Consider the following 24,373-nt stretch of genomic DNA (forward strand, 5'->3'; position numbering starts at 1 on the left):
ACCATGTCCTGGGTCGAAACTCTGGGCCGGCTACCCGGGATCGCGACGGCCCGGCAGTACCGCAGGGAATGGCTGCGCACCGACATCACCGCCGGATTGGTCCTGACCGCCCTGCTCATCCCCGCCGGAATGGGCTACGCCGAAGCTGCCGGGCTACCGGCCTACGCCGGGCTCTACGCCACCATCGTGCCGCTGCTCACCTACGCGGTGGTCGGTCCGTCGAAAATTCTTGTGCTCGGCCCGGATTCATCGCTGGCACCGCTCATTGCCGCGGCCGTGCTTCCGCTGGCCGTGGCCGATGATCCGGAAAGCGCGCTCGCGCTCGCCGGCGTCCTGGGCGTGCTCATGGGCATCATTCTTCTCGTCGGCGGATTCCTGAATTTGGGCTTCGTCACCGAGCTGCTGTCCAAACCCATCCGGCTGGGATACCTGAATGCGATCGCGCTCATCGTCGTCGTCGGGCAGCTTCCCAAACTGCTCGGGTTCTCCGTGGAGGCCCCGGGTGTACTCGGTGAAATCGCCGAGATCGGAAAATCGGTGTTCAACAGGGAAATCGACCCGATCGCCGCCGCCGTCGGCATCGGCGCGCTCGCGATCATCGTGGCGTTTCGTCTCTGGCTTCCTATCGTCCCCGGAGTCCTGGTCGCGGTCGTCGCGGCGATGGCGCTGTCGGCGGCGGCCGATCTCACCGACGACATCGATATGGTCGGAGCCCTTCCCGAAGGTCTGCCGCTACCATCCTTCGGCGGAATCACCTGGCACGATGTCGGACATCTGGTCGGCCCCGCGGCCGGGATCGCGCTGATCGCCTTCGCCGATACCGGCGTGCTGTCGCGAACCTTCGCCTCCCGGCACGGCGAGGACGTCAACGGCAGTACCGAGATGAAGGCGATCGGGGCCGCCAATATCGCGGGCGGCCTGTTCGGTGGCTTCCCGGTCTCGGCGAGCGGGTCACGAACCCCGGTGGCCGAACAAAGCGGCGCTCATACGCAATTGGCCGGTGTCGTCGGCGCACTCGCGGTATTGCTGTTCGTCCTTGTCGCCCCCGGGGTCACCGCCTATCTGCCCGATGCGGCACTCGGGGCCGTGGTGATCGTCGCGGCTACGGCGTTGATCGACGTCGGCGGCATGATCCGAATGTGGCGCATGAGCACCATCGAGTTCGGACTCGCGGTCGCGGCGTTCCTCGGGGTCGCGCTGGTGGGAGTACTACAGGGCATACTCGTCGCGATCGGGCTGTCCTTCGTCGCGGTGGTCACGCGGGCTTGGCAGCCACACCGGACCGAACTCATCCGAACCGGGGATCGCCCGGGCTTCCACGACATCGAACGCCACCCCGGCGGCCAACGCATTCCCGGCCTCGTGCTGGTGCGGTTCGATGCACCCCTGTTCTTCGCCAACGGGGAAATCTTCGACTCCTACGTGCGCTCGGTGGTTGCGAAGGCTCCGACCCCGGTCGAATGGGTCATCGTCGCCGCCGAGCCGATCACCGGTCTCGACACCACCGCCGTCGATGAGCTGGTCGACCTCGACAGGTATCTGGAGGGCAAGGGGATTCGGCTGGCGTTCGCGGAGATGAAGGGACCGATCAAAGACCGCCTGATCCGATTCGGGGTGAACGAACGGTTCGACGCGACGCACTTCTATCCCACCATCGACGCGGCGGTCAGCGCATTCCACCACCGAACCGGACATACCGGCCGTTCGACCGATCGTTGAACCGACTACCCGAGACGAGGCACATCATGAACCACGATGACACCACCCGCCCGACACCGAGGAATGCGAGGGCCCGGCGATGAGCCGGTCGAGCACCGCTGATCGCGACGCCAATACCCGGAGCTGGTTGGCACGCGCGGCGTTCGCGTTCGCCGCCGCGGCGGCAGCCGTACCCATAGTGTTCGCCGGGTTGCGCGGCACGTTGGGGCTGCTCCTCGTGGGGATCGGCGGCGTCGTCGTCACGGTGGCGGCGTTGTACTGGTTCCTGATCCGCCGCAGGGTGATCCGGTGGATCGCGCTGAGTGTGATGATCATTGCGCCGATCGTCGTCCTGGTCCTCTTCATCCGCGCGCACCTGCTGTGGGTGGTGCTGCTCGCGTACGCGCTGGCGCTGCTGGCGCTGATCTGTGCGCGTGCCGCGCTGCGCCGTGAGGATTCGCAGACGCATATGCGTGAATATCCGGCATCGGCACCGAAACACCCATTCCTGATCATGAATCCGCACTCCGGCGGCGGGAAGGTCGCGAAGTTCGACCTACAGCGCAAAGCACAAGAACTCGGCGCCGAGGTCGTATTGCTCGAAGGCCCTGGCACCGTCGACGTCGTGGCCGTGGCCCGACAAGCGGTCGCCAGGGGAGCGGACCTGCTCGGAGTCGCCGGCGGCGACGGCACCCAGGCGCTCGTCGCGGGCATCGCGGCCGAACACGACCTGCCGTTCCTGGTGATCAGCGCCGGAACCCGCAACCACTTCGCGATGGACCTCGGTCTCGACCGCACCGACCCCTCAACCTCACTCGACGCGCTCCGCGACGGTGTCGAACTGCGTATCGACCTCGGCACTATCAACGGACGCCCCTTCGTGAACAACGCCTCCTTCGGTGTCTATGCCGAGGTGGTGCGCAGCCCCGCCTACCGCGCCGACAAGACGGCAACGGTGCTGCAAATGCTGCCGGACCTCCTCGCCGGAGAGACCGGTTCACAGCTCATCGCACGCATCGGTGATACGACAATCGACCGGCCACAGGCGGTCCTGGTCAGCAACAACCCTTACGGAAACAGCGATCTGGCCGGACTGAGCCGCCGCGACCGCCTCGACCGCGGCGTACTCGGGGTGGTCACGCTGTCGGTCGCGAACACTCGACAGGCCATCGGCCTGCTGCGCCGCACCCGAAACCGCGGACTGACGCAGTGGACCGCGGATGCGGTGGTCATCGATGCGCACACCCCGGAGATTCCCGTCGGAGTAGACGGGGAATCGCTCCTGCTCCAGACCCCGGTCGAGTGCAGTATCCGCCCCGGCGCCTTACGAATTCGGGTGCCCCGTATACGGCCGGGTGTGCGCCCTTCCGCACCGGTGCTCGATTGGATTCGACTCCGTGACAGTGCACGTCGCTTTCGGAATCCGGCCGAATCACAGCCCGACAATTGAGTCCACAGTTCATATTCCGCGTTCGTCGACCGGACTCGACGATCATTCGGCGGTCGGTGGTGAGAGTAGTGCGCTGAGTGCGGCAGCGGCTTCGAGGAGCTCTTTGGATCGCGTTCGGACGCTTATGTCTCGGGCAGCCAGACGGGCGATGACGTCGTCCGAGCGATGTGGACGACGCAGCTCGGGCATCAGGGCCTGTAATTGCGTGATGCGGTAGCCGGCCAACCGCAGTTGGTGCACGATCCGTGCGTCGCGGACCTGGTCGGGTGTGTATCTGCGTGCTCCTCGGACGCGGTCTCGACCCGGTACGACCAGACCGACAAGGTCCCAGTGCCGCAGTGTTGTCGGTCGTACATCGAGCGCGCCGGCCAGCTCGGAGATGCTCATTTCATCCGACTGTCGCATATCGTCGATGGGCTCCGCGGCGATCGCCCTGGCGGCCGCCTTGGCCGCCTCGAGATCGCGACGTTCCCTGTCGAGTCGAGCGTGCGCCGCGTCGAGAAGGGCGAGCAGCTCCGAGAGCTGGTTCGTGTGCGCGGCACGCATGATCTTCTTGGCTTCGATCGGACCGGTACCCGCCGCCAGACTGCGGTAGGCGCGTGCGGAGTGCACATGTGACCCGTCATAGAGCCGGTATCCGGACGAGGTGCGCAATGCGGGCGGGAGTACGCCCTCGCGTTCGAGGTTGCGGATCTGCTGGACCGAGTACCCGGCCCGGCGTGCGATATCGACAGTACGAAGACCACGCGAGTTGAGACTTTTCACGTCTTCACCGCCCTATATGGGAGTCGAGTCCACACAAGCACTCCAATGTAACGCTGGAATACATGAGTATCGACGAGATCATCGACTTCATCGAATCCCTGGGGGAAGTGCTGACACTCAGGCCGGGGCCCGGCGACGGTTCACCCGAAATCGCCTGGGGGGACACGTTCTTCTACTACGCACCCGATCGCCAGGTCCCGGCCACGGGCCAGCCGTTCGCGACGATCGTGACCAAGGACTATCCGGACGACACCGGATCGGATCTGAACCGGCCCGGTGTCTTCCGCGTGAACGTCAACGCCGGTAAGGAAGCCTTCGTCCGATGGACCGGCCACGATCCCCGCGACATCACCGACCGCGGCGGTGACCCGAGCAGGCTCGACACCGTGCTGGCACACCCCGTGTACGGCAGTGCGGCATGGCTGGCAGTGGTGAACCCGGGCAGGCAGACGCGGGAGCCGATCCTGGAGCTTCTCCGCACCGCACACGACCGGGCCCGCACCCGCTACCAGCGGCGCATCGGATCGCATTAATACCCCGATGGTCTCGTCGTTATGGGCCGGGTTTCCGGGCGGCGGGGACGGCGTGCCGATCGTGGTGTGGGGTCCGGCAGGCGTCGATGATGATCTCGCGGGCCGCGCGTCCTTCGGGGGTGGGCATGAGGGCATAGTTGTGGGGTAATGCGGCACCCTCGTGGTAGTCGACCGGTACTCCGGCGGCTTCGGCCCGGCGAGTCAGGGTTCGTGCGTCGATCACGGTCATTTCGCGAGTACCGCAGAAGACTGTGAGCGGCGGCAGTCCTTCGACGGGACCGTACAGCGGGCTGACCCGGGGGTCGCGGGTATCGAGGCCGTCGGCGTAGAGCCGCCCGATCTCGGCCAGCCCGGGCCGCTGATGGAATGGATCGTCCGGTTCGATCGCGGCCAGCGCCGGGTCGCTCATGGTGACGTCGAGCCAAGGGGATATCAGCACGACCCGGGATGGTTGCGGCCCACCGTGATCGCCCAGGACTTGTGTTGCCGCCAGTGCCAGCCCGCCGCCGGCCGAGTTACCCATGACCACGGTCCTTCCGGAGCCTCGCTGTTCGATCGTCCTGGCGAGTATCGCGGCGGTGGTGGCCACCATGTCGGCGGCCCGGCCGTGCGGGACAAGCGGATAGATCGGGACCACGCACTCCGCCGGAACGGCGGCGCCGAGTGCGCGGACGAAACTCCAATGCGGGCGGACGATCTCGCGGATGAAGCCGCCGCCGTGCAGGAAAACCACGGTTACGTCGGTGGAAACGGCTTTCGGCGTTATCCGGTACACGGGCCAACCGTCGAGGTCGTCCCGGGTGACGGTCGCCTCCTTGCGCAGGAACGCCGGGGGCCGTACGTCTTCGACGCGCCGGTCGCGTTTCTCCAGCGCTGCTCGAAGCCGTGCCGGGCTGCCGAGCATCTGCCGCTGGCCGCCCGCCGCCAACAGCGCTGTGACAGCTCTGGTCTGCCAGCTCGGCTTCGCCGCACCTGTCTCGGTCGTCATCGCCGCTCATCTCCCTGTCATCACGTCTCGCACCGGCACGGCCGCGCCGGGCACCGATTAGCCTGGCGGATATGACCGGAGTCGCGCTTTCACAAACCTGCGCTGGTGCGCCCGTGCTGTGGATGCGGCCTTGGCATGCCGGATATATCGGCCCGGATCTGGGTGTCGGGATGCACGCCACGTCGATCGCATGCCTGGGGCTGAGCTTGGACGAACCGTTCGCGGTGGACACCGCGGAGGACGAGACGATCGTCGCCCGCAGTATTTTCGTACCCGCCCGGGTGCCGCACCGGATTGTCTCGGAGGGACGGATCGCATTGCTGTTCACCGAACCCGGGAGCGCGGCGATCGCCGGGATCGCCGGTGGATCGGGCGGCAGAGCCCGGCCCGCCGTTGTCGATCCGAGCGCCGAGGCTGTTCTCATCACCGCCGCCCGCGCCGGTGTCGCGGGGCTCGAGCGCCTGATGTCGGTTTCGCAACCGTCATATCCGATCGATCCCCGCATCGGTGCGATCGTGCGCGATATTCGTGCCGACCCGACCATGCACATCCGTGCGGAGCTCGCGGCCAATGCCGCCGGGATGTCGGAATTCCATTTCCTGCGGATGTTCGCCGCACACACCGGCACCACATTCCGCCGGTATCGGCAGTGGGCCCGCCTGCGCATGGTCTTCGCGAGCCTGGACGCCGGGCACGACCTCACCCGGTGCGCCGCCGATGCCGGATTCGCCTCCCCGTCACACCTGAGCGAAACGTTCCGGCGCACGTTCGGCTTGTCACTGACCGCACTGCTCAGTGCTTCGGTGACGCTCGACATCCGATGACGTATGGCATCCAAGTAGGTTTCATGCCGTCAGCGGGCTCCGCCTAACCGCGCGCCCGCATGCCGGACAGCCGCCGTCAAGCTCCGAAGAAGGGATCGTCGACCACGTACAACCAGCGGCCATCCGGTTGGCGGCGCAAAACCTCGGTGGTCGTCGTGGTGAGAACGTCCCCGTTCGGTCCGACTCCGGTAGCCGTCGCGACGCTGGACATGGTAGCCAGATCACCGACGGTGTGAACCTTGCGCAATTCCAGATTGATTCGCGCGCCACGCTCGATATAGCCGCGCAGACTGTCCCGAATCGCGGCGGTGCCGGAGACGACCACGCCCGGCGCCGGTACGAATGTTGCTTCCGGTTCGTACAGTGACACAAGACCATCCAGGTCACGCGCCGCGAGGTTGCGCATGAACAACCGGCCCAGCTGTTCGGGAGTGGCGGCTACGCCCTCCGTCCGGGCAGCAGCGGGCCGATCGCCCCAACCGTTGTCCGCCAGCAGATCGTGCCAGTCCGGCATCGCTCCGACCGGCAGGTGCCTGCGCAGCAACTGGCCGGGAAAACTCAACGGTCCGGCCTTACTGGCTTTCCCGATGGCCTGCGCCACGATCGCATCGGTCAATGCGTAGCCGAGATCGGCCCGCGGGAATACGGCGTGCACTCGCTCGACCAGATCGGCAGGCAGGACTTCGCGGTCCCGTCCGATCACATCGGCGCCGGTACCGGCCTGGGTCAGCGCGATCTCCGGACGTTTGCGGGCGGCGATCCCATCAACGGCGTGCAGTGCGATGGCGTCCCACACGATGTCGATCCGTCGTTCGTCGACCGTGTGCTCGCGCAGGAATGTCGCGGCGACATCGGCTCCGTCGACTTCGAATCGCTGGTCTCCGTTGCCCTGCTCGGTCAATCCGAGGTCGTGCAGGATGCAGCCGAGGAAGAGCAGTTCCTCGTCGTAGTCGGCGGTCGGCACCAGCCCACGCCGCTCGGCGAGCACTCGGGCATAGACGAAACTGCGCACGCTGTGATGGAAGACGAAAGCGGGTTCGGTCTGTTCGGCGAACCGATACGCCGCTACCGCGAGCGCGGTTTCGGGAAGCTGGAATTCGGTGTAGAAGGCAGGCAGATCATCAGCCACGGTGGGCGCTCCTCGATCGTTCGGGTGGTCACTCCGGCTTCGATCTTGCGACCCGAGGCATCCGCCAGCCAGTGGCCAGAATGCCGATGTGCGCTAAATTTTGGCCATGCATATCGTCGCGGTTCTCGCACTCGACGGCGTCGTCGGTTTCGAACTCGCCATCCCCGGTCAGGTCTTCGGAACGGCCAACAGGGCCACCGGCACCAAGCAGTACGACATTCGGATCACCGCGCCCGGCCGCAGCGTGACCACCGACGCCGGACTGGGCGCTGTCCAACTGCACACCCCGTGGGACCTGGACGCCTTGATCGATGCCGACACGATCGTCATTCCCAGCCGCGTCGATTACCTTGCCGCGCCGCCCGATCCGGTGCTCGACGCACTCCGTGCCTGCGCCGCGCGGGGAGCCCGACTGGCATCGGTCTGCATCGGCGCGTTCACCCTGGCCGCCACCGGCCTGCTCGACGGCATGCGCGCGACAACGCACTGGCAGTATGCCGCCGAACTCGCCCACCGCTACCCGCGTATCGACGTCGACCCCGCGGTGCTGTTCATCGACAACGGCAGCCTGCTCACCTCGGCCGGTGTCGCCGCCGGACTCGACCTCTGCCTGCACCTGCTCCGGCGCGATCTCGGTGCCTCCCAGGCCGCCGCAACGGCGCGGCGCATCGTCATGCCACCGCAACGCGACGGCGGTCAGGCACAGTTCATCGAGTACCCCGCCCCGGGCGGGCATGACGCGTTTCTGCAAAACACACTGGACTGGATGGAAGCCAATCTCCATCACCCGTTGACGCTGCAGGACATCGCCCGCCACACCCAAACCAGTATCCGAAGTCTGAACCGGCACTTCCGCGCCCAGATCGGCACCACACCGCTGCAGTGGCTCTTGCGCGCCCGCACCAACCGCGCCCAGCAGCTATTGGAAACCACCACCCTGTCCATCGACCGCATCGCCGAGGAGACCGGGTTCGGGGCCTCGAATACACTGCGCTATCACTTCACCCGCCTCACCGGGGTCTCACCGCAGGCCTACCGCACCACATTTCACGCCAGCAATACTCCAGTCACCTCGAGCTAGCCTGCGGTACAGCTTCAGCGCTTCCGTCCGTACCCGAGATAGGTGACCACCGGGCAGCGCGAACCGCAGTAAGCGGCGCAGACCGGCGGCCCACAGCGGCGCTACCTGCGGCGGGTGAGTTCCACGCGGTCGGCGAGCCGTTCCGAATCCCCGGGCGGCGAAAAGTAGATCTCCATGACCACGCGATCCTGCGATTCCAGCTTGATCAACGTGCGCATCGGGATTGTCTTGCCGGTGAGTTGTGGTCCGAGGATGCCGGGGTCGGTGAACTCGCCCGCCATCGTGATATCGGCTGCGCCGCCGGAGTTCTGGGCCCCTTTGTAGCTCATCGTCATGGGCGTGACGCTGTCCACGGTGGTCCATTCGTAGCGGTTGTCGGTCGGTGCGTAGCCGAGTAGACCCAGCCGGTAGTACGGTGGCCCGCCGACGGTGCCCTCGGCCTCCTCCTGCAGGAAGTTATTGCCGGTCTTGTCGATCCACCGCCAGCGCGACACGATTTCGCGCCGGACGGGGTTCTCGGCGGTGCCCCCGGCGACGAAGGTCGACTTCGCGCCGGTCCATTCGCCGACGAGCTGGTTCAGCCGCCTATGTCCGGCATCCTGCTGCTCGGGCTGCACGATGGTCGACTCGGCCGCTGCGGAGGGAGGTTGGGTCTGGTCCGAACAACCGGCGCCGAGGACCGTGAGCGCGAGCAGCGCGACAGCGGCCAGTGTTCGAGACTGTGTTGTTCGTCGCAAGGAAAGTCGACCTGAACCTCAGAAACCATGGCACCACTGTGGGCAGTGACCGGTGGACCGTCCAATAACAGGTGTGATAACCAATGGTTATGGAGGCGCACTTGCGGGACCTGCGATACTTCACGGTTCTCGCCGAGGAGCTGAACTTCACTCGGGCTGCTGAGCGCCTGTTCATCACCCAGCCTGCGCTGAGTAAACAGATCCGCCAGCTCGAACAGCAGCTCCGGGTGGCTCTGATCGTCCGGGACAAGCGTGGCATCGGATTGACCGCGGCGGGCGCAGCCTTGCTGCTGCAGGCACGAGCACTGCTGGAGCAGTGGCGCGAAGCGCAACGCGTTGTCTCCGCCGCGGCGGCGGCGGAGAACTCGGTGCTTACCGTCGGAATATCCACCAGCGTCGGCCGGGGACTGCTGTCTGCTGCGCGCGAGGGGTTTGTGCGAACTCACCCGACTTGGCGCACCAGATTGCGGCACGTCAATTGGGACGACGCCACCGCCGGGCTCGGCTCGGAAGAGGTCGACGTCGCCTTCCTTTGGCTGCCCTTCCCCGGACACGACTCGTTCAACGTTCGTGTGCTGGTCCGAGAGCCGCGCTGGGTCGCTTTCTGCCATGATCACTGGCTGGCGGGACGCAACGGAATCGACTTCGCCGACCTGCTCGACGAACCGTTCATCGCTATGCCGGAAAGCGTGGGATCACTGCGCGATCACTGGCTCGCTCTCGCCGAGCGCGGCAGCCATCCCGTCCGGATCGGGGCGACGGTATGGAACGCCGAGGAGACTTTCGCCGCGGTCGAGGCAGGCAGCGGCATCGTCTTACTGTCCGCCGGAAACGCGGAGATCTACCGCCGCCCCGGAATCGGCGTCACGCCGGTCACCGGTATCGAACCTGCGGTCATGGCGGTCGCCTGGCGCAAAGATGATCAGCGCGCTGCGGTCCGGTACTTCGTCGAGGCGGCCGCGGGCGCCGCGGGTAGGTAGCGATGCGGTGAGCCAGGCCCTCTTCGAACGCGTTGCGTATCAAAGCATTCGAACGTGTCTGTGGTCCGAATTCGTGGTGTCGAGATGTTCGTCGGTGAGATCCTGGGTACCGATGACGGCGAGCAGTCGCAATTGTTCGACCGCGGGGCTCCCCGGCGGGGCCGTGAAGAATTGGAGCCGTTGACGTCCATCCTCGCTGAACAGGTTCTGGCAGTTGACATCCAGTACGCCGAGCGTGGGGTGGTTGATGCGTTTGCGGTCGCCGCGCCGGACGGCCACGTCGCCGGTATCCCAGAGTTCGGCGAACTCGGCGCTGGCCCGGCGCAGGCGCGCGACCATATCTCTGGAGCGCGCGTCGTGGTCGCGGCGGGCGACAGCGGCACGTAGGTCGGACACCATCACCTTGGCATGGTGCGGATGGTCGGCCGCCGGATACACGGTTCGGCTGGCCGGGTCGGTGAACCAGCGGTAGACGAAGCTCGTCGCGTGACCTTCGGCCGGGACCGGCGGGCCGAGCAGCGCCACGGCCAGCCGGTTCTGCACCACGGTTTCGTGCAGGTCGGTAATGATCTGTGCGGGGGTGGCGTGCAGCTCGTCGAGCAGTGCCAGCAGGGCCGGTTGGACGTGTGCGGCGGTGCCGCTCTCCGCGGCGGGCTCGCGTCCGGCGAGCCGGAACAGGTGGTCGCGTTCGTCGGAGTCCAGCCGCAGGGCGCGGGCAAGGGCGGCAAGTATCTGGGGTGACGGCTGCGCGCCACGGGCGCGCTCGAGTTCGATGTAGTAGTCCACGGACGCGCCCGCCAGCTGCGCGACCTCGTCGCGCCGCAGGCCGGGGACGCGGCGGCGCGAACTAGTAGGCAGACCGACCTCGGCGGGCGTGATCCGCGCGCGGCGCGATTGCAGGAAGGCTCCGAGTTCAGGCAGGTCCACCTGGCCATTCTTATCGGGCACGGCCGACGGAGCCAGGGGGTGCGGACCCCTGGCTGCGGAGATCTCGTAGGTCGTTCGGCCGATGCGTGCCGGGGGCGGATGTCGAGAGGATGGGCGCCGGTAACCGAAAAGAAAGGCGAACATCATGAGCGACAGTCGGATCGCGGAACTGCGGGAGACGGCCAACGAGGCCGTGGTGGCCGGAATGTACAGCGATCTCGCCGAGGGGAACGGCGAGGCTGTGCTGGCGACGCTGAGCCCGCAGATCAGGTGGACCGTCACCGCTGGTCTGCCCTACGGCGGCACCTACGTCGGCCCCGATGCGGTGGCGAGCAATGTGTTCGCCCGATTCACCACCGAGTGGGTGGACTTCGCGGTGATCCCGGACGAACTGTTCGGTGTGCGGGATGTGGTGCTCGCGCTCGGCCACTACGTCGGGCAGCGCCGGGAGACGGGTAAGGCGATGCGCGCCCGGTTCGTGCACGTGTGGCGGATGGAGGGCCGGGTACCGGTGGAGTTCGAGACGATCGCGGATACTCACACCATGGTCGCCGCGATGTCGTGACCCCGCGCTGGTGCGATGACCAGACCGGTCCCGGATCGGGGCCGGTCTGCCCTGCGGCCGAGGTCTGCCGCAGGGGTCACGCGATGTTAGTGTCGGGCTGATGCGATCGGTACGAATAGCGGAAATGCTTGCGGCGCTGTCGCTCACGACCGATCTCGCGGCGGGTGTGCCGTTCGAGAAGGGGCTGCGCACGTGTGTGGTCGCCACGGCATTCGCGGAGTCCTTGCTCGGCGCCGATCCGGTGACCCTTCGGGTGGTATTCGAGACCGCGCTGTTGCGCTCGATCGGCTGTACGTCGTTCGCGCCGGAGCTGGCGGCGATCTTCGGTGACGATGTCGCGTTCCAGGCGGCGCTGAAAACCCTGGATCCCGGCGACGAGGCGATGTTCGCGGAGCAGCTGCGCGACTTCGGCCACTGGGCCGGAGCCGATGCGCCGCGGCTCGCGCGGACTCTTGTCGAAGTGCTCCCGACGGTCGGTGTCGAGGCGATGCGCAATGGGTGTGAGGCCGGCCGGGCACTCGGTGGCGGGCTCGGCCTGCGGTCGGATTCGATCCGTGCCCTCGACGATGTGTACGAGCGCTGGGACGGCCGAGGTATTCCGGACGGTCGTGCGGGCGAAGATCTTTCGCTGGCCACGCGGGTGATCCACCTCGCCGAGCAGGCGGTACTCGCCCATGCGGTGGGTGGAGTGACCGGCGCGGTGTCCGAGATCCGCCGCCGGGGCGGCCGGCATCTCGATCCGCATCTGGTCGAGGTGTTCTGCGCCGATCCGGGTGCGGCGTTGGCCCCGCTGGAGCATCCGGACGCGATCGCGGCCGTGCTCGCGGCGGAACCGGTACCGCACATCACGGTCGCGTTCGCCGCGCTGCCGCGGCTGTGTGCGGTGCTGGCCCGGCTGGTGGATCTGAAGAGCCAGTGGTTGCTCGGCCACAGCGAGCATGTCGCCGCCTTGGCCGCGGATGCGGGCAGGTTGGCCGGTCTGGATGCGGCCGCGGTCGTCGAATTGCGGTGCGCCGCTCTGCTGCACGATCTGGGCCGGGTCGGCGTGCCGAGCAGCATCTGGGATCGGCCAGGTCCGCTGGGAATCGCCGAGATGGAACGGGTCCGGATGCACACCTACTGGACGCAGCGGGTGCTCGATCGGGTGCCCGCGCTGGCGCATCTCGCGCCGATCGCGTCTGCCCATCACGAGCGGGCCGACGGCTCCGGCTACCACCGTGGCGATTCGTCCACGCAGTTGCCATTGGCTGCTCGCATCCTGGCCGCCGCCGACACCTTCGCCGCGCTCACCGAACCCCGGGCGCACCGTGCGGCGTTCGATCCGCAGGCCGCGGCCGAGCTGCTGATGAAAGAGGCCGACGACGGTACGCTCGACCGGCAGTCCTGCGCGCTGGTCATCGAGGCCGCGGGCCAACCCCGGCCGCGTCAGGGGCTGCCCGCAGGCCTGACCGAACGGGAAGTGGAGGTGCTCTGCCTGGCCGCCCGCGGCCTACGCAACCGGGAAATCGCTGAGCGGCTGCGGATTTCGGACCGGACGGTGGGCCACCACCTTGCGCACATCTACAACAAGACCGGACGGCGAACCCGGGCCGGTGTCGCGGTCTTCGCCATGGAACACGGCCTGTTGCCTTAGCTCCGCGCGCGCGAAGTTGCGCAGCAGCTCGTGAAATCGGTAGTGGCCATGTCTGATCGGCTCCAGCATGCCGTGGTCGACCAGGTCCTCACACAATCGTTCGGCAGCACGGTCATCGCGCTCCAGCACGCCCGCGATCACCGGCAGTGTGAGTACCGAGGTGTCGACCCGGGCGAGCTGTCGGAAGGCCTGTGCCGCTTCGGAATCCAGCCGTGCATACCCCGACCGGAAGGCCGACTCCACGGTGACGCCGCCGAATTCGAATGCGTCGGGCGCCGCCCGCCGGGCGGTGATCCGATCGGCCGCCGAGCGGAGGGTCCATTCGGGCCGCATGGCGATCCGGCCTCCGGCGAGCCGGATCGCCAGTGGCAGATGCCCGCACAGGTGTACGAGGTCTCGAGCGGCCCGGGGCTCGGCGGCGACGCGGTCGTGTCCCACGATCCGGCCGAGCAGCGTCACACCGGCGACCGTATCGAGCACGGCGAGACGCCGAGATCGGATGCCAGGCAGGACGATCGGGCGGCGACCGGTGATCAGGACGGCGCTACCCGAGCCGCCCGGCAGCAGCGGCGCCACCTGCTCGGCGTCGTATGCGTCGTCCAGCACGACCAGTATTCGGCGACCGTCGATCATCGACCGCCACAGGGCGCCGCGTTGGTTCGACTCCGGCGGGATGCCGGTATCGGGTACGCCGAGCGTGCGCAGGAACGCGGCGAGCGCATCGCCCGGCTGGACCGGATCGGGACGGCTGCCCTGTAGGTCGAGGTGAAACTGGCCGTCGGGAAAACGATCACGGACGCGGTGCGAGATGTGCACGGCCAAAGCCGACTTGCCGACTCCGGGCATGCCCGTCACACCGGCCACGACCACCGTGCCGGAGGGGGTGAGATCGGTTTCCAGTGCCGCCGCCTCGTCGATGCGGCCGGTGAAATCGGCGGTGTCCGTTGGCAGTTGTGCTGGTATGCGCTGTACTGCCGGTGCATCCCTTGTGCTCGCGGCCGGCAGCGTCACCTTGCTCTCGGTGAGGATCCGCCGATGCAGCTCGGTCAGCGCTGGTCCCGGTTCGAGGCCGAGATCTTCGACGAGCCGCTGCCTGGTGTGCTGGTAGACGGTCAGCGCCTCGGCGCGTCGGCCCGCGTAGTGAAGCGCGGTCATCTGCAGCGCGCAGAGCCGCTCGCAGTGCGGATCGGACGCCCGTAGCGATTCGGCCTCGGCAATGGCGCGGTCGTGATCGCGGAGTGCGAGGGCGACCTCGATCGACTGCTCCCGCAGTGCCCGGTGCAGCCTGCGTAGCCGGGATCGCTGGCCCTCCGCCCACGGCCCGGGCACTCCGGTCAGTGGGTCGCCGCGCCACAGTCGCAGCGCCGCATCGACTTCCGCCTCGGCCTCGGAGAATCTACCTTCGGTGCAGGCGGACTCGGCGGCATCGCGATGTCGTTCGGCGATCGCCGCGTCGGTGCGGATGGGAATGGCCAGGTGATATCCACCGGGCACCGACGCCACGATGTCGGTGGAGTCGGCGCGGACGGCGAGGTGCCGCCGCACCGACCACACGAGGTTGCGGACCGCGCCGATCGCCGAATCCGGACTGTTCGCGCCCCAGATCCCGTCGATCAGCTCGGTGATCGATACGGTTCGTCCGGACATCGCGATCATTGCCAGTAGTGCCTGACTCTTCGGCTGGGTAATCGCGACCACGGTCGAATCGGCACGCGCCTCGACCGGTCCCAGTACCGATACTTGCCACCGCATCCTGTCAGTGCTCCTGTCGGTCACGTTCGGCGATGGACCTGCTGCAGCCCGTAGACCGGGGTGGGAATGCCCGCGTAGCGCGCGGCAAGCTGCACTGCGAGATATCGCGAGTAGAAGCGCGTTTGGTGCAGGTTGCCACCATGGAACCAGAGTCCATCCTGCTGGGTGGGCTTCCACATGTTGCGCAGCTCGCCTTCCCATGGGCCCGGGTCTTTGGTCGTGCCCGAACCGTAGCCCCAGCATCTGCCGACGGCCTCGGCCGTCCCCGGGCCGATGAGGTCGGTGACCCAATGGTGCATCGGTGCGTAGCCGGTGGCGTAGACGACGAGATCGGCGGGTAGCGCGGTGCCGTCACCGAGGACGACGGCGTCCTCGGTGAGTTCACGCACCTCCCCGTGGGCGAGCCGGATGTCGCCGTTGGCAATCAGTTCCGAGGCGCCGGTGTCGATGTAGTAGCCGGACCCACCGCGCAGGTACTTCATGAACAGCCCGGAATCGTCGTCACCCCAATCCAATTGGAATCCGGCCCGCTTCAGCCGGGCGTAGAACTCGGCATCGCGTTCCCGGATGGCGGCGTAGATCGGAACCTGGAGGCTCGGCAGCACTCGATAGGGGAGCGAGGCGAAGATCAAGTCCGCCTTCTCGGTGGTGATCCCGTTCGCGACGGCCTGTTCGGAGTACAGCTCGCCGAGCGCGAGCTCCATGGCCGACTCCGATCGCACGACGTGCGTCGAGGAGCGCTGCACCATGGTGACCTGGGCCCCGGCCTCCCACAGTGCGGCGCCGATGTCGTGCGCGGAGTTGCCGGAGCCGATCACCACCGCGCGCTTGCCCGCGTAGGCGTCCGGTCCGGGGTGGCGGCTCGAATGTTGCTGCTCGCCGCGAAACCGATTCGCACCAGGAATATTCGGCATGTTCGGCTTGCCGGACATGCCGGTGGCCAGCACCAGGTGCCGCGGTGTGAGTACCAGCGATTCCCTGTCGCGCCGCACGTGCACGCCCCATTGCCGATGCCGTTCGTCGTAGGAGGCGCGTACGCAGGTGGTCTTCGACCAGTACGGCACCTCCATGACGCGCGTGTAGAACTCCAGCCAGTCGGCGAGTTTGTCCTTCGGGGTGAACACCGGCCAGTGGTCCGGGAACGGCAGATAGGGCAGGTGGTCGTACCACACCGGATCATGCAGGGCCAGCGACTTGTAGCGGGTGCGCCATCGATCGCCTGGGCGGTCGTTCTCGTCGACGACGAGGGTGGGCACGCCCAGTTGACGCAGCCGCGCGCCGAGCACGATACCGGCCTGCCCGCCGCCGACCACCACGACGTAGGGTTGGCGGCTGCGGCCGAGTTCCAGGTCCTCCCGTTCGCGCTCTTCGGCGCCGCTGGCCCGGTGTCGAATCGCCTCGTGCGCTACACTTTTCGGCCGCTGCGCGCCGACCGGCGCTGGGCGGTCGTGAAGTTCGTGCAATGTCGTGAGCAATGTGAAGGCCCCGGCGTCGGTGAGGCGGAGCAGTCCGATCCCGCTGCCGACGGCGGTGTCGAATCCGATCGACGTCGTGATCACGCCTTCGGATTCGGTTGCCGCCTCGGTCGTGTGGAAGCGGCGCGGGCGGATGTCGGCGACCTGGGTCCGCACCATGTCCGCGATTTCGACACGGCCCTCGAGCGTCTTGATGTTCCAGGTGAATGCCACCAGATCGCGCCAGAGGCCATCGACGGTGAACATCGCGGCCGCGGTGTGCGCGTCGCCTGCGGCGAGCGCCGATTCGAAATCGCGGAGCCAGGCGTCGGCCCGCTGCTGCGGTCCGGTGTCCGTCGCGGGAGTGGGATTCGGTTCGGTCGTGTGAGTCATGGATTCTCCAATACGGCCATTATCGTTCTGCTGCGGCACAGCGGATTTCGCCTCACTGGTCGTTGGTCTCGGAAGCGGCGGGCCGCTCCGCGATCGGTGAACGCTCGAACAGTGAATCGGCCAGCTCGCGAGTCGCATCGGCCCACGGCGCCGAACGCAGCGAGGCGAGATCGATATTCACCTCGGTGCGCGTGCCTTCGGCGTGCACGGTGTGCCCGTCGGTGGAAGCCACCTGGAAATCGAAGACCATGCTGCTCTTGCCCAGGTGCTTCAGCCAGAACCGAACCGCAACCCGCCCCACGCCGCGAACGGGGCTGCGATACCTGATCGTCTGCTCCAACACGACATGGACGACATCGGGATGTGTCGGTACCCCGTCGACAATGGAGTATCCCGCCCGCGCCCATACCGCGACCAGTGCCCGCTCGATCAGCAGCGCATACCGGCCGTTGTGCAGGTTCCCCATGAAGTCGAGATCGTCCAGATGTACCTCGGCCGGCTCGATGCACTCCACGCCGACCGTCGCAGCCGCGCTGACCATGAATTCTCCTTCCATCGACGGGGTGAACCCCCGACTTCGTGTGCCCAAGATGATCTAGAAAGCGCTGTCTCGGCCGCATCGGTCGAACGACCTATGGGTTCGATGGACGTGATCGACTGCGCGATCTCCACCGTCGCTCGGTGCCGCCACGCCAACCAGGTGGTGTTCTCCCGTGGGGCGGGATCCCCGGTCTGCCAGGCGATTCCCTGGCTGCCGCCGCGGGCGATCAGATCGGCAATGAAAGCTGCGGCGGCCGAATCAGTTCTGCCCAGCTGCGGCCGAATGACGCGTGACCGTAGAGGATCTGGCCGGTTTGCCCTGACGGTGGGGCCGCCGACCCCGGTGCAGGCGCCACCTGGATGCCGTTTCTCGAGCCGACGACACTCAGAGGAGTGCGAACCGGGGTATCGACGAAAGTCGCGATCCCGGCCACCAATGATGAACGGAGACAACATGATGGCCGGCCCGCTGGATGAACTGCTGGCAACCTTCTATCGGGGCTTCAGCGGCGAGGTGGATCTGCTCGACACCGTTCTGACGCCCGACTGGGAGGATATTCCGCTCGCACCCGGGCAGGCGCCGGGGCGCGACGGGATCAAACCCCTCATCGCGGCATTCACCCAGGCTTTCGCCGAGGTGAAGGTCGTCATCCACGCCATCGTCGACGGGCGTGACGACAACGGCGACGGGCTCGTCGGTGTCCGGGGCGAGATCTGCGGCACGCATCGCGGCGAATGGTTCGGCGTCCCGGGGTCCGGACGCGAAATCCGCATCCCCATCCACGAATTCCACGAGATCGCCGCGGGGCGCCTCGGCCGGACCTGGCACCTCGAGGACTGGTTCGGCTGGTTCCAGCAGGTCGGCGCGTGGCCGACCGAGAAGGAAAGGAAGAAGCGTAGGTCATGAAGGCAGTACAGATTCGAGCCTATGGAGGGCGGGCCGAGGTGGCGGACATCGACGATCCGGCGGTCGGACCGCGCGAGGTTCTGCTCCGCGTATCGGGTGTCGCGCTGAATCCGCTCGACCTGAAGATCGCCTCGGGCGCCGTCCGAGGGTTCTTCCCGGTGCAGTTCCCGTACACGCTGGGCACCGATGTGTCCGGCACCATCGCCGAGGTGGGCGCCGAGGTCGCCGGATGGTCGGTGGGGGATCGGGTGGTCGCCAGGCTCGATCCCACCCGGGGCTGCGCCGCCGCCGAATTCGCGACGGTTCCGGCCGACCAACTGGCCAAGGCTCCCGCGTCGGTATCCCTTCCGCTTTCGGCGGGCATTGTGACCGCCGCTGGTACCGCGTGGCAGGCGCTCACCGAGGTGGCGAGCCTGGGGGCGGGCCAGACCGTGCTCGTGCACGGCGGGGCGGGCGGTGTCGGCGGCTTCGCGGTTCAGTTCGCCCGGGATATCGGTGCCCGCGTGATCGCCACTGCGTCGGGCGACGGTGTCGATATCGCACTGAAGCTCGGGGCGCACGAGGTTGTCGACTACAAGACTGCCGATTTCACCGAGTCGATCTCCGGAGTGGACGTCGTACTGGATACCGTTGGCGGCGAGAACGAAGCGCGATCACTCGAGGCGCTGCGACCCGGTGGACTGCTTCTGGCGCTGCCGGTACCGCCCGATGTCGAACGCGCCGTAGCGCGTGGCCTGCGTGCGGAGTTCGTTTTCCATACTTCCGCTGCGGGACGCCTCGCGGCGGTGGTGCAAAAGATCGATGACGGCGCTCATATCCTGCTCGATCGCATACTGCCGCTCACCGCGACACCGGATGCGATGAACCATCTGCGCGACGGCACGGCGGCGGGCAAGGTCATCCTGGTGGCCGACAAGATCGTCTGAGCCACTCCAGCCGCCGCGCGGTAGCGCTCCTTCAGCGCTTCCGTCCGTACCCGAGATAGGTAACCACCGGGCGGCCGTCGGGATTCAGGACGAAATCGACCATGGGCGCGATCTGTTCATCGGTGATCGCACCGCGGCGACGGCCGAGCACGGCCTGTATCAGAGCGCGCGCGTTACTCGGCTTGAAGTCACAGATGTCTTCGGAGCGCAGGCCGTGGCGTTCCAGAACGTCGGCCAACTCGCGTGGTGAGCGTAGGCGTCCAGCGGCATAACGCCCGGGCGGCATGATCCGTGTCATCGGAATCCCTTGGAACACACCGAGATAGACCAGTCGGGACAGCAGCGTGCGATTGACGGTGTCGTAGCAGAGCACGCCACCCGGCGCGAGCGCATCGGCGGCATGCTCGATGACGCGTTCCAGGTCCGAGGTGATCTCGAAGGTGTCGGCGTAGTACGCGAAATCGAAACTGCCCGAGGCAACTCCGAGATCCTCGGCCGGCGCGGTTCGGTGCGCGATGGCGAGACCTTCACGTTCGGCCGCGGCGCGCGCCATCGCGGTCGCACTCGCGGACGGGTCGACGGCCGTCACCTCGAAACCCAGCCGTGCCAGACCACGCGGCAGGATTCCGCGGCCGCCCCCGACCACCAATGCCCTGCTTCGAGTAGCGGCGAGACCGAGTTTGCCCATCGTCTCCTCGACGTACTCCAGCCGGACGTTCTGGAAGGCGACAGCGCGAATCTGTCGACCGTCAATCGCTTCCGGTGCTGCCGAATTCAGTTCGATACGCGGGGTCATCGATACTCCAGTCATCTCTTTCGAGGCTTACGTGCACTAATCCGCGCCATTTTCGCCACGGCCTTCGGCCACCCGGAGACCGCTGATGTCGAGGCCGCGCTGGCCGCGCAGGCACTCGACCCGCTGGTCGCGCCCGTCCTGGAGCGAATCACCGTGGCCCGCTTGAACTTGCTGCGCACCATTTTCACCGAGCTCGGATTCGATGCCGACGAGAGTGAGCAGCGAGCCCGCATCCTTCACGTGTCCTACCTCGGCCATTTCCAGGCCGGCCGCGCTACTCCGACCGTCTACCACGACACCGGTTACCTCGAGAGGCTGCTGCATCTGCTCACCGTGCGCTCGTGTTGATTCCTCGGCATACCGCGCAGGGCCGAGTGGACCAGAATCAGCGATGGCACGAAGAAGGTCCACTGCGTGAGGATCAAGATGTCGTCGATCCCTCGGAATCCCACGTTGACGACGATGAATGCGCCAATCATCGCCCACAACAAGCACAGCGTGACCACAAGCAGCGCCCGCGCCGTCCCGTACTCGCCACCGCGCGCCATCCGGGCTGCCCAGCCGAGCGCCGATCCCATTGCCAGGAAAACCAAGCCGACGAAGTGGTACATGGCCACGGCCATCAGAACCGGCTGCCCCTCCGAACCGGTCTCCACGCTGTTCGGAATTCCTGACGCATCCGCTACCAGCGGATCGACATACCAGAAGTACCCCACCGCCTCGTGCACAACCGCGATGACCACCATCAGGATCGCGGCGGCGAACAGCATTCGGACCCGAGTTTTCTCCGATCGCATGATTCAGCCCTGCCCATTCGAAGCCATGACGTTCATGACGCACCTCCACCTCTCGCCCCCTTCCATACAGAACTGTACGGACGCTCGCCGTGGCTCGATTGTGAGAATCGGCAGCTGGCTCGAATTTGGCGAAAGATGGCCGGACAGTTCGCGAATCGGCGCTTATCCGGCGAGTGCGGCGGTGACGGACCTAAGAGGTGATTTCCGGTCTGGGCGGGTTACCCGGTTTCGGTGAGTCCGGTCAGGGCATGGGGCAATGGGCCCTGGTACAGGACGCCGAGGCGTTGGGTGGCACGGGTGAGCGCGACGTAGAGTTCGGCCGCGCCGCGTGGGCCGTCGGCGAGGATCCGTTCCGGTTCCACGACCAGGACGGCGTCGTACTCCAAGCCCTTCGTCTCCGACGCCGCTACCGTGCCCGGCAGACCCGGTGGCCCGATCACGACGCTGGTGCCTTCGCGACCGGCTTCATCGCGTACGAATTCATCCATGGCAGTGGACAGTTCGTCCTCGGCGACCTGCCTGGACCATGGCTTGACGCCGCACGCGCGGACCGACTCCGGTGGCTGGACCCCCGGTGCGAACTCGGCGAGCAGCGCGGCGGCGACGGTCATGATCTCCGCCGGGGTGCGGTAGTTCACCGACAGCGACCGGTAGACCCAGCGGCCCGGTACATACGGCTCGAGCATCGTGTCCCACGATGTCGCTCCGGCTGCCGACCTGCGTTGCGCGAGATCGCCTACCACCGTGAAGGATCGGCCCGGGCAGCGCCGCATCAGCACCCGCCAGTCCATTTCGGACAGTTCCTGGGCCTCGTCGACCACGATGTGCCGGTAGGTCCAGTCCCGGTCCGCGGCAGCACGTTCGGCGAGTTCACGGGTGTCGCGTTCCACAAAGCGCTCGGCGAGGTCCTCGGCGTCGAGCATGTCCTGGGCGATCAGGCCGATATCGTCGTTCAGGTCCTCACGCTTGATGAGCGTGTCGAATACGCCTGCGGCGTACTCGGCCTCGGCCCTGCGTTCCCGCTCGGCGGCGCGCTCGGCGGCCTCGTCGGCCGCCTTGTCGCGGCCGAGCAGATCGACCAGCTCGTCGAGTAGCGGCACGTCCGATACCGTCCACGCCGTGCCGTCCGCGCGCCACAACGACTGGTCGGCACCGGCCGCACGCAACCGTTCCTGGGACGAATACAGCTGTGCCAGCAGTGCTTCCGGCGTCAGGATCGGCCAGAGTTCGTCGAGCGCGGCGGTGAACGTGTCGTTCTCGGCGAGCTCGGCGAGCAGGTCCGCCCGCAGCTGCTCCCATGCTTCGCGGTCTTTCCGGGTCAGCCAGCCACGGCCGATCCGGGCTATCGCCCGTTCGGTGAGCACCCACGTGACGATCTCGCTGAATACCGCGCGTGCCGGGTTGTGCGGCAGCCCACTCGCGCGTGCCTCCTGTCTGGCCCACTCCGCGGTCTCGGCGTCGATCCGCACCGTGACGTCGGCCAGCTCGATCAGCAGCGGATGCTGCGGCAGCCGCTGCCGATCTGCGACCGCGGCCGCGAGCACGTCCAGGGCTTGCAGTGAACCCTTGAGCCGCGCGGCTTCCGGGGTGTCCTCGGCTGTGACGCGCAGTCCGGGTATCAGGTCGCCGGTGGTCGTGAACACCACGTTGGTTTCGCCCAGTGACGGCAGAACGCGGGCAATGTGGTTCAGGAACGCCGGGTTCGGCCCGACCACGAGCACACCGTGGCGTTCCATCCGTTCCCGCTGGGTGTAGAGCAGGTACGCGACGCGGTGCAGCGCCACCACTGTCTTCCCGGTGCCCGGACCACCCTCGATCACCAGCACCCCCGAGTGATCGAGCCGGATGATCTCGTCCTGCTCGGCCTGGATCGTCGCCACGATGTCGCCCATGCCGTCACCGCGCGGTGCGTTGACCGCCGCGAGCAGGGCCGCGTCCCCCCGCTCACCACCGCCGGGGCGGCCGAGCACCTCATCGGTGAAATCGACGACGTGACGCCCGTGCGTGTGGAACTGGCGACGCCTGCGCATGTTCTCCGGAGTCGCGGCGGTGGCTACATAGAACGCGCGTGCCGCGGGCGCCCGCCAATCGAGCAACAACGGTTCGAACTCGTTCTCCTCGTCGAACAGTCCGATGCGGCCGATGTAGGAATGTTCACCCGACAGCGCGTCCAACCGACCGAAACACAGCCCGTTATCGGCCACGTCCAGCCGCTTCACCTCTCGGGCCAGCGCGCGCACCTCGACATCGCGTTCCACGAGGGTCCCACCGGTTCCCCGCAACGCCGCGCCGTACCTACCCTTCACTCTTGCGCGCTCGGCGTCGAGCTGCGCGTAGAGCCCGGCCACGTAGCTCCGCTCGGACCGCAATTCCTCTTCATACCGTCGAGTTGACACATGCCCTCACTTTCCCCGGCTGCGACGATCCCGCGTATTCACGCGGACACCGACAGCGTTTCTCAGCCGACCGCGTCGATCGGCGGCGTCATCCGCCGTCGCGGATCGCGCCGCATTCCACTACTCCCATTTCCGCAGGTTCCGGCCTCGGCCAGCGAGTATGCGGCACGACCGGGGTCTTGCCGCAAGCCCCCGGGTGCGTTATATGTTGAGAGTGGGAAGGAGTTCAGTACTCCTTCCCTTTCTTCGTCCGCGGTGGACGGCAACCCCTTCGCGAAGCGGCGGCGCGCCGCCGGGCTACTCCGCGTATTGACATTTCGGTTTCCAGCCGGAGGGCATATTTTCCTGTAGTTGGGCGCGGGTCACGTAGGGGGCGGCAAGCTCACACGCAGCGTCCGCGGCCCAGAGTGGATCCCACAACCGCACCGTTTTGTCATAACCGGCGGAGGCCAGTCGGAGGCCGTCGGGGCTGAATGCCACCGCGTTCACCCAGCCGGTGTGGCCGGTGAGCGGTTGGCCGACCGGTCGCCCGGTGTCCGGATCCCACAAGCGCACCGTTTTGTCGAAGTCGGCAGAGGCGAGTCGGGTGCCGTCGGGGCTGAACGCCACCGAGTACACCCCGTTGGTGTGTCCGGAGAGGGGTTTGACTTGTCTTCCGGCGTCCGGGTCCCAGAGGCGCACGGTGTTGTCCCGGCCGGCGGTGGCCAGTCGGGTGCCGTCGGGGCTGAATGTCACCGTGTTCACCCCGTTGGTGTGTCCGGTGAGTGGTTCGCCCACCGGTCGGCCGGACGATGGATCCCACAATCGCACGGTCTGATCGGCCCCAGCGGAGGCCAGCCGGGTGCCGTGTGGGCTGAACGCCACCGAGTACACCCCGTCGGTGTGTCCGGTGAGTGGTTCGCCGACTTGTCGTCGGGTGGCGGGGTCCCAGAGGCGCACGGTCTTGTCCCGGCTGGCGGTGGCCAGTCGGGTGCCGTCGGGGTTGAATGCCACCGAGTACACCGAGTCGGTGTGTCCGGTGAGTGGTTCGCCGACTTGTCGTCGGGTGGCGGGGTCCCAGAGGCGCACGGTCTTGTCCCGGCTGGCGGTGGCCAGTCGGGAT

Annotated in this window: 22 protein-coding genes and 1 pseudogene; 10 read left to right on the plus strand and 13 right to left on the minus strand. The window is 67.0% G+C overall.

Annotated features, from left to right (window positions below; translation table 11 throughout):
* The first annotated feature begins 3 nt into the window (after window positions 1-3).
* On the plus strand, window positions 4-1,719 hold the full coding sequence (locus AB0H61_RS32905; protein WP_357311645.1) for a SulP family inorganic anion transporter: 1,716 nt from the start codon (window positions 4-6) through the stop codon (window positions 1,717-1,719).
* Between the two features lie 79 nt (window positions 1,720-1,798).
* Window positions 1,799-3,148 (plus strand): diacylglycerol kinase family protein, encoded by a 1,350-nt coding sequence (locus AB0H61_RS32910; protein WP_357311646.1) that lies wholly within the window; start codon window positions 1,799-1,801, stop codon window positions 3,146-3,148.
* Window positions 3,149-3,190: 42 nt separating this feature from the next.
* Here the strand turns inward: AB0H61_RS32910 and AB0H61_RS32915 are convergent, their stop codons facing one another.
* The gene (locus AB0H61_RS32915) at window positions 3,191-3,913 is read right to left on the minus strand and encodes a MerR family transcriptional regulator (protein ID WP_357311647.1); all 723 of its coding nucleotides are present in this window, start codon (window positions 3,911-3,913) and stop codon (window positions 3,191-3,193) included.
* A gap of 62 nt (window positions 3,914-3,975) precedes the next feature.
* Here AB0H61_RS32915 and AB0H61_RS32920 point away from each other — a divergent pair, with 62 nt between their 5' ends.
* Window positions 3,976-4,446 carry a DUF6194 family protein gene (locus tag AB0H61_RS32920; RefSeq protein WP_357311648.1) on the plus strand — a complete coding sequence of 157 codons (471 nt, stop codon included), beginning with the start codon at window positions 3,976-3,978 and terminating at the stop codon, window positions 4,444-4,446.
* Between the two features lie 19 nt (window positions 4,447-4,465).
* Here AB0H61_RS32920 and AB0H61_RS32925 read toward each other — a convergent pair whose 3' ends face one another.
* Window positions 4,466-5,434: an alpha/beta hydrolase gene (locus tag AB0H61_RS32925; RefSeq protein ID WP_357311649.1), complete on the minus strand. Its 969-nt coding sequence runs from the start codon at window positions 5,432-5,434 to the stop codon at window positions 4,466-4,468.
* A 71-nt stretch (window positions 5,435-5,505) separates the two neighbouring features.
* On the opposite strand from AB0H61_RS32925, the gene AB0H61_RS32930 reads away from it, so the two are divergent.
* Window positions 5,506-6,258 (plus strand): AraC family transcriptional regulator, encoded by a 753-nt coding sequence (locus AB0H61_RS32930; RefSeq protein ID WP_357311650.1) that lies wholly within the window; start codon window positions 5,506-5,508, stop codon window positions 6,256-6,258.
* A 76-nt stretch (window positions 6,259-6,334) separates the two neighbouring features.
* Here AB0H61_RS32930 and AB0H61_RS32935 read toward each other — a convergent pair whose 3' ends face one another.
* Window positions 6,335-7,387: a nuclear transport factor 2 family protein gene (locus AB0H61_RS32935; protein WP_357311651.1), complete on the minus strand. Its 1,053-nt coding sequence runs from the start codon at window positions 7,385-7,387 to the stop codon at window positions 6,335-6,337.
* Window positions 7,388-7,493: 106 nt separating this feature from the next.
* Between AB0H61_RS32935 and AB0H61_RS32940 the strand changes: the two genes are divergently transcribed.
* Complete coding sequence (locus AB0H61_RS32940; protein WP_357311652.1) at window positions 7,494-8,468, plus strand: helix-turn-helix domain-containing protein; 975 nt, start codon at window positions 7,494-7,496, stop codon at window positions 8,466-8,468.
* A 101-nt stretch (window positions 8,469-8,569) separates the two neighbouring features.
* On the opposite strand, the gene AB0H61_RS32945 is transcribed toward AB0H61_RS32940, so the two are convergent.
* Window positions 8,570-9,205 carry a DUF1579 family protein gene (locus tag AB0H61_RS32945; RefSeq protein WP_357311653.1) on the minus strand — a complete coding sequence of 212 codons (636 nt, stop codon included), beginning with the start codon at window positions 9,203-9,205 and terminating at the stop codon, window positions 8,570-8,572.
* A gap of 101 nt (window positions 9,206-9,306) precedes the next feature.
* Here AB0H61_RS32945 and AB0H61_RS32950 point away from each other — a divergent pair, with 101 nt between their 5' ends.
* The gene (locus tag AB0H61_RS32950; RefSeq protein WP_357311654.1) at window positions 9,307-10,185 is read left to right on the plus strand and encodes a LysR family transcriptional regulator; all 879 of its coding nucleotides are present in this window, start codon (window positions 9,307-9,309) and stop codon (window positions 10,183-10,185) included.
* Between the two features lie 39 nt (window positions 10,186-10,224).
* Here the strand turns inward: AB0H61_RS32950 and AB0H61_RS32955 are convergent, their stop codons facing one another.
* Window positions 10,225-11,112, minus strand: a complete 888-nt coding sequence (locus AB0H61_RS32955) for a helix-turn-helix domain-containing protein (RefSeq protein ID WP_357311655.1) — start codon at window positions 11,110-11,112, stop codon at window positions 10,225-10,227.
* A gap of 145 nt (window positions 11,113-11,257) precedes the next feature.
* Here AB0H61_RS32955 and AB0H61_RS32960 point away from each other — a divergent pair, with 145 nt between their 5' ends.
* Together AB0H61_RS32960 and AB0H61_RS32965 are read left to right on the plus strand one after the other, a co-directional pair.
* Window positions 11,258-11,677, plus strand: a complete 420-nt coding sequence (locus AB0H61_RS32960; protein ID WP_357311656.1) for a nuclear transport factor 2 family protein — start codon at window positions 11,258-11,260, stop codon at window positions 11,675-11,677.
* Window positions 11,678-11,777: 100 nt separating this feature from the next.
* On the plus strand, window positions 11,778-13,310 hold the full coding sequence (locus tag AB0H61_RS32965) for an HD domain-containing phosphohydrolase (protein ID WP_357311657.1): 1,533 nt from the start codon (window positions 11,778-11,780) through the stop codon (window positions 13,308-13,310).
* A 330-nt stretch (window positions 13,311-13,640) separates the two neighbouring features.
* Here the strand turns inward: AB0H61_RS32965 and AB0H61_RS32970 are convergent.
* The 3 genes and pseudogenes from AB0H61_RS32970 to AB0H61_RS32980 all read right to left on the minus strand — a co-directional run.
* Window positions 13,641-15,062 (minus strand): annotated as a pseudogene (locus tag AB0H61_RS32970) (BTAD domain-containing putative transcriptional regulator); the annotation flags it as partial.
* Between the two features lie 20 nt (window positions 15,063-15,082).
* Window positions 15,083-16,909, minus strand: coding sequence for an NAD(P)/FAD-dependent oxidoreductase (locus AB0H61_RS32975; RefSeq protein ID WP_357311658.1), 1,827 nt, complete (start codon window positions 16,907-16,909; stop codon window positions 15,083-15,085).
* Window positions 16,910-16,961: 52 nt separating this feature from the next.
* Complete coding sequence (locus AB0H61_RS32980) at window positions 16,962-17,450, minus strand: thioesterase family protein (protein ID WP_357311659.1); 489 nt, start codon at window positions 17,448-17,450, stop codon at window positions 16,962-16,964.
* A 453-nt stretch (window positions 17,451-17,903) separates the two neighbouring features.
* On the opposite strand from AB0H61_RS32980, the gene AB0H61_RS32985 reads away from it, so the two are divergent.
* Window positions 17,904-18,356, plus strand: coding sequence for an ester cyclase (locus AB0H61_RS32985; protein WP_357311660.1), 453 nt, complete (start codon window positions 17,904-17,906; stop codon window positions 18,354-18,356).
* On the plus strand, window positions 18,353-19,282 hold the full coding sequence (locus AB0H61_RS32990; RefSeq protein WP_357311661.1) for an NADP-dependent oxidoreductase: 930 nt from the start codon (window positions 18,353-18,355) through the stop codon (window positions 19,280-19,282). Before AB0H61_RS32985 ends, AB0H61_RS32990 begins: the two co-directional genes overlap by 4 nt.
* A gap of 31 nt (window positions 19,283-19,313) precedes the next feature.
* On the opposite strand, the gene AB0H61_RS32995 is transcribed toward AB0H61_RS32990, so the two are convergent.
* From AB0H61_RS32995 to AB0H61_RS33015, 5 genes are all read right to left on the minus strand, one after another.
* Window positions 19,314-20,078 (minus strand): methyltransferase domain-containing protein, encoded by a 765-nt coding sequence (locus AB0H61_RS32995; protein WP_357311662.1) that lies wholly within the window; start codon window positions 20,076-20,078, stop codon window positions 19,314-19,316.
* A gap of 36 nt (window positions 20,079-20,114) precedes the next feature.
* The gene (locus AB0H61_RS33000; protein ID WP_357311663.1) at window positions 20,115-20,402 is read right to left on the minus strand and encodes a hypothetical protein; all 288 of its coding nucleotides are present in this window, start codon (window positions 20,400-20,402) and stop codon (window positions 20,115-20,117) included.
* Window positions 20,381-20,848: a hypothetical protein gene (locus AB0H61_RS33005; RefSeq protein WP_357311664.1), complete on the minus strand. Its 468-nt coding sequence runs from the start codon at window positions 20,846-20,848 to the stop codon at window positions 20,381-20,383. Before AB0H61_RS33005 ends, AB0H61_RS33000 begins: the two co-directional genes overlap by 22 nt.
* A 245-nt stretch (window positions 20,849-21,093) precedes the next feature.
* A complete protein-coding gene (helR, locus tag AB0H61_RS33010; RefSeq protein WP_357311665.1) occupies window positions 21,094-23,271 on the minus strand; it encodes an RNA polymerase recycling motor ATPase HelR in 2,178 nt (725 codons plus the stop codon).
* A 297-nt stretch (window positions 23,272-23,568) separates the two neighbouring features.
* Window positions 23,569-24,373: WD40 repeat domain-containing protein (locus AB0H61_RS33015; RefSeq protein ID WP_357311666.1), on the minus strand; the 805-nt coding region annotated here is incomplete at its 5' end.

Origin of the sequence: Nocardia sp. NPDC050710, assembly GCF_040654375.1 — a bacterium.
In the GTDB taxonomy this organism is placed as follows: Bacteria; Actinomycetota; Actinomycetes; order Mycobacteriales; family Mycobacteriaceae; genus Nocardia.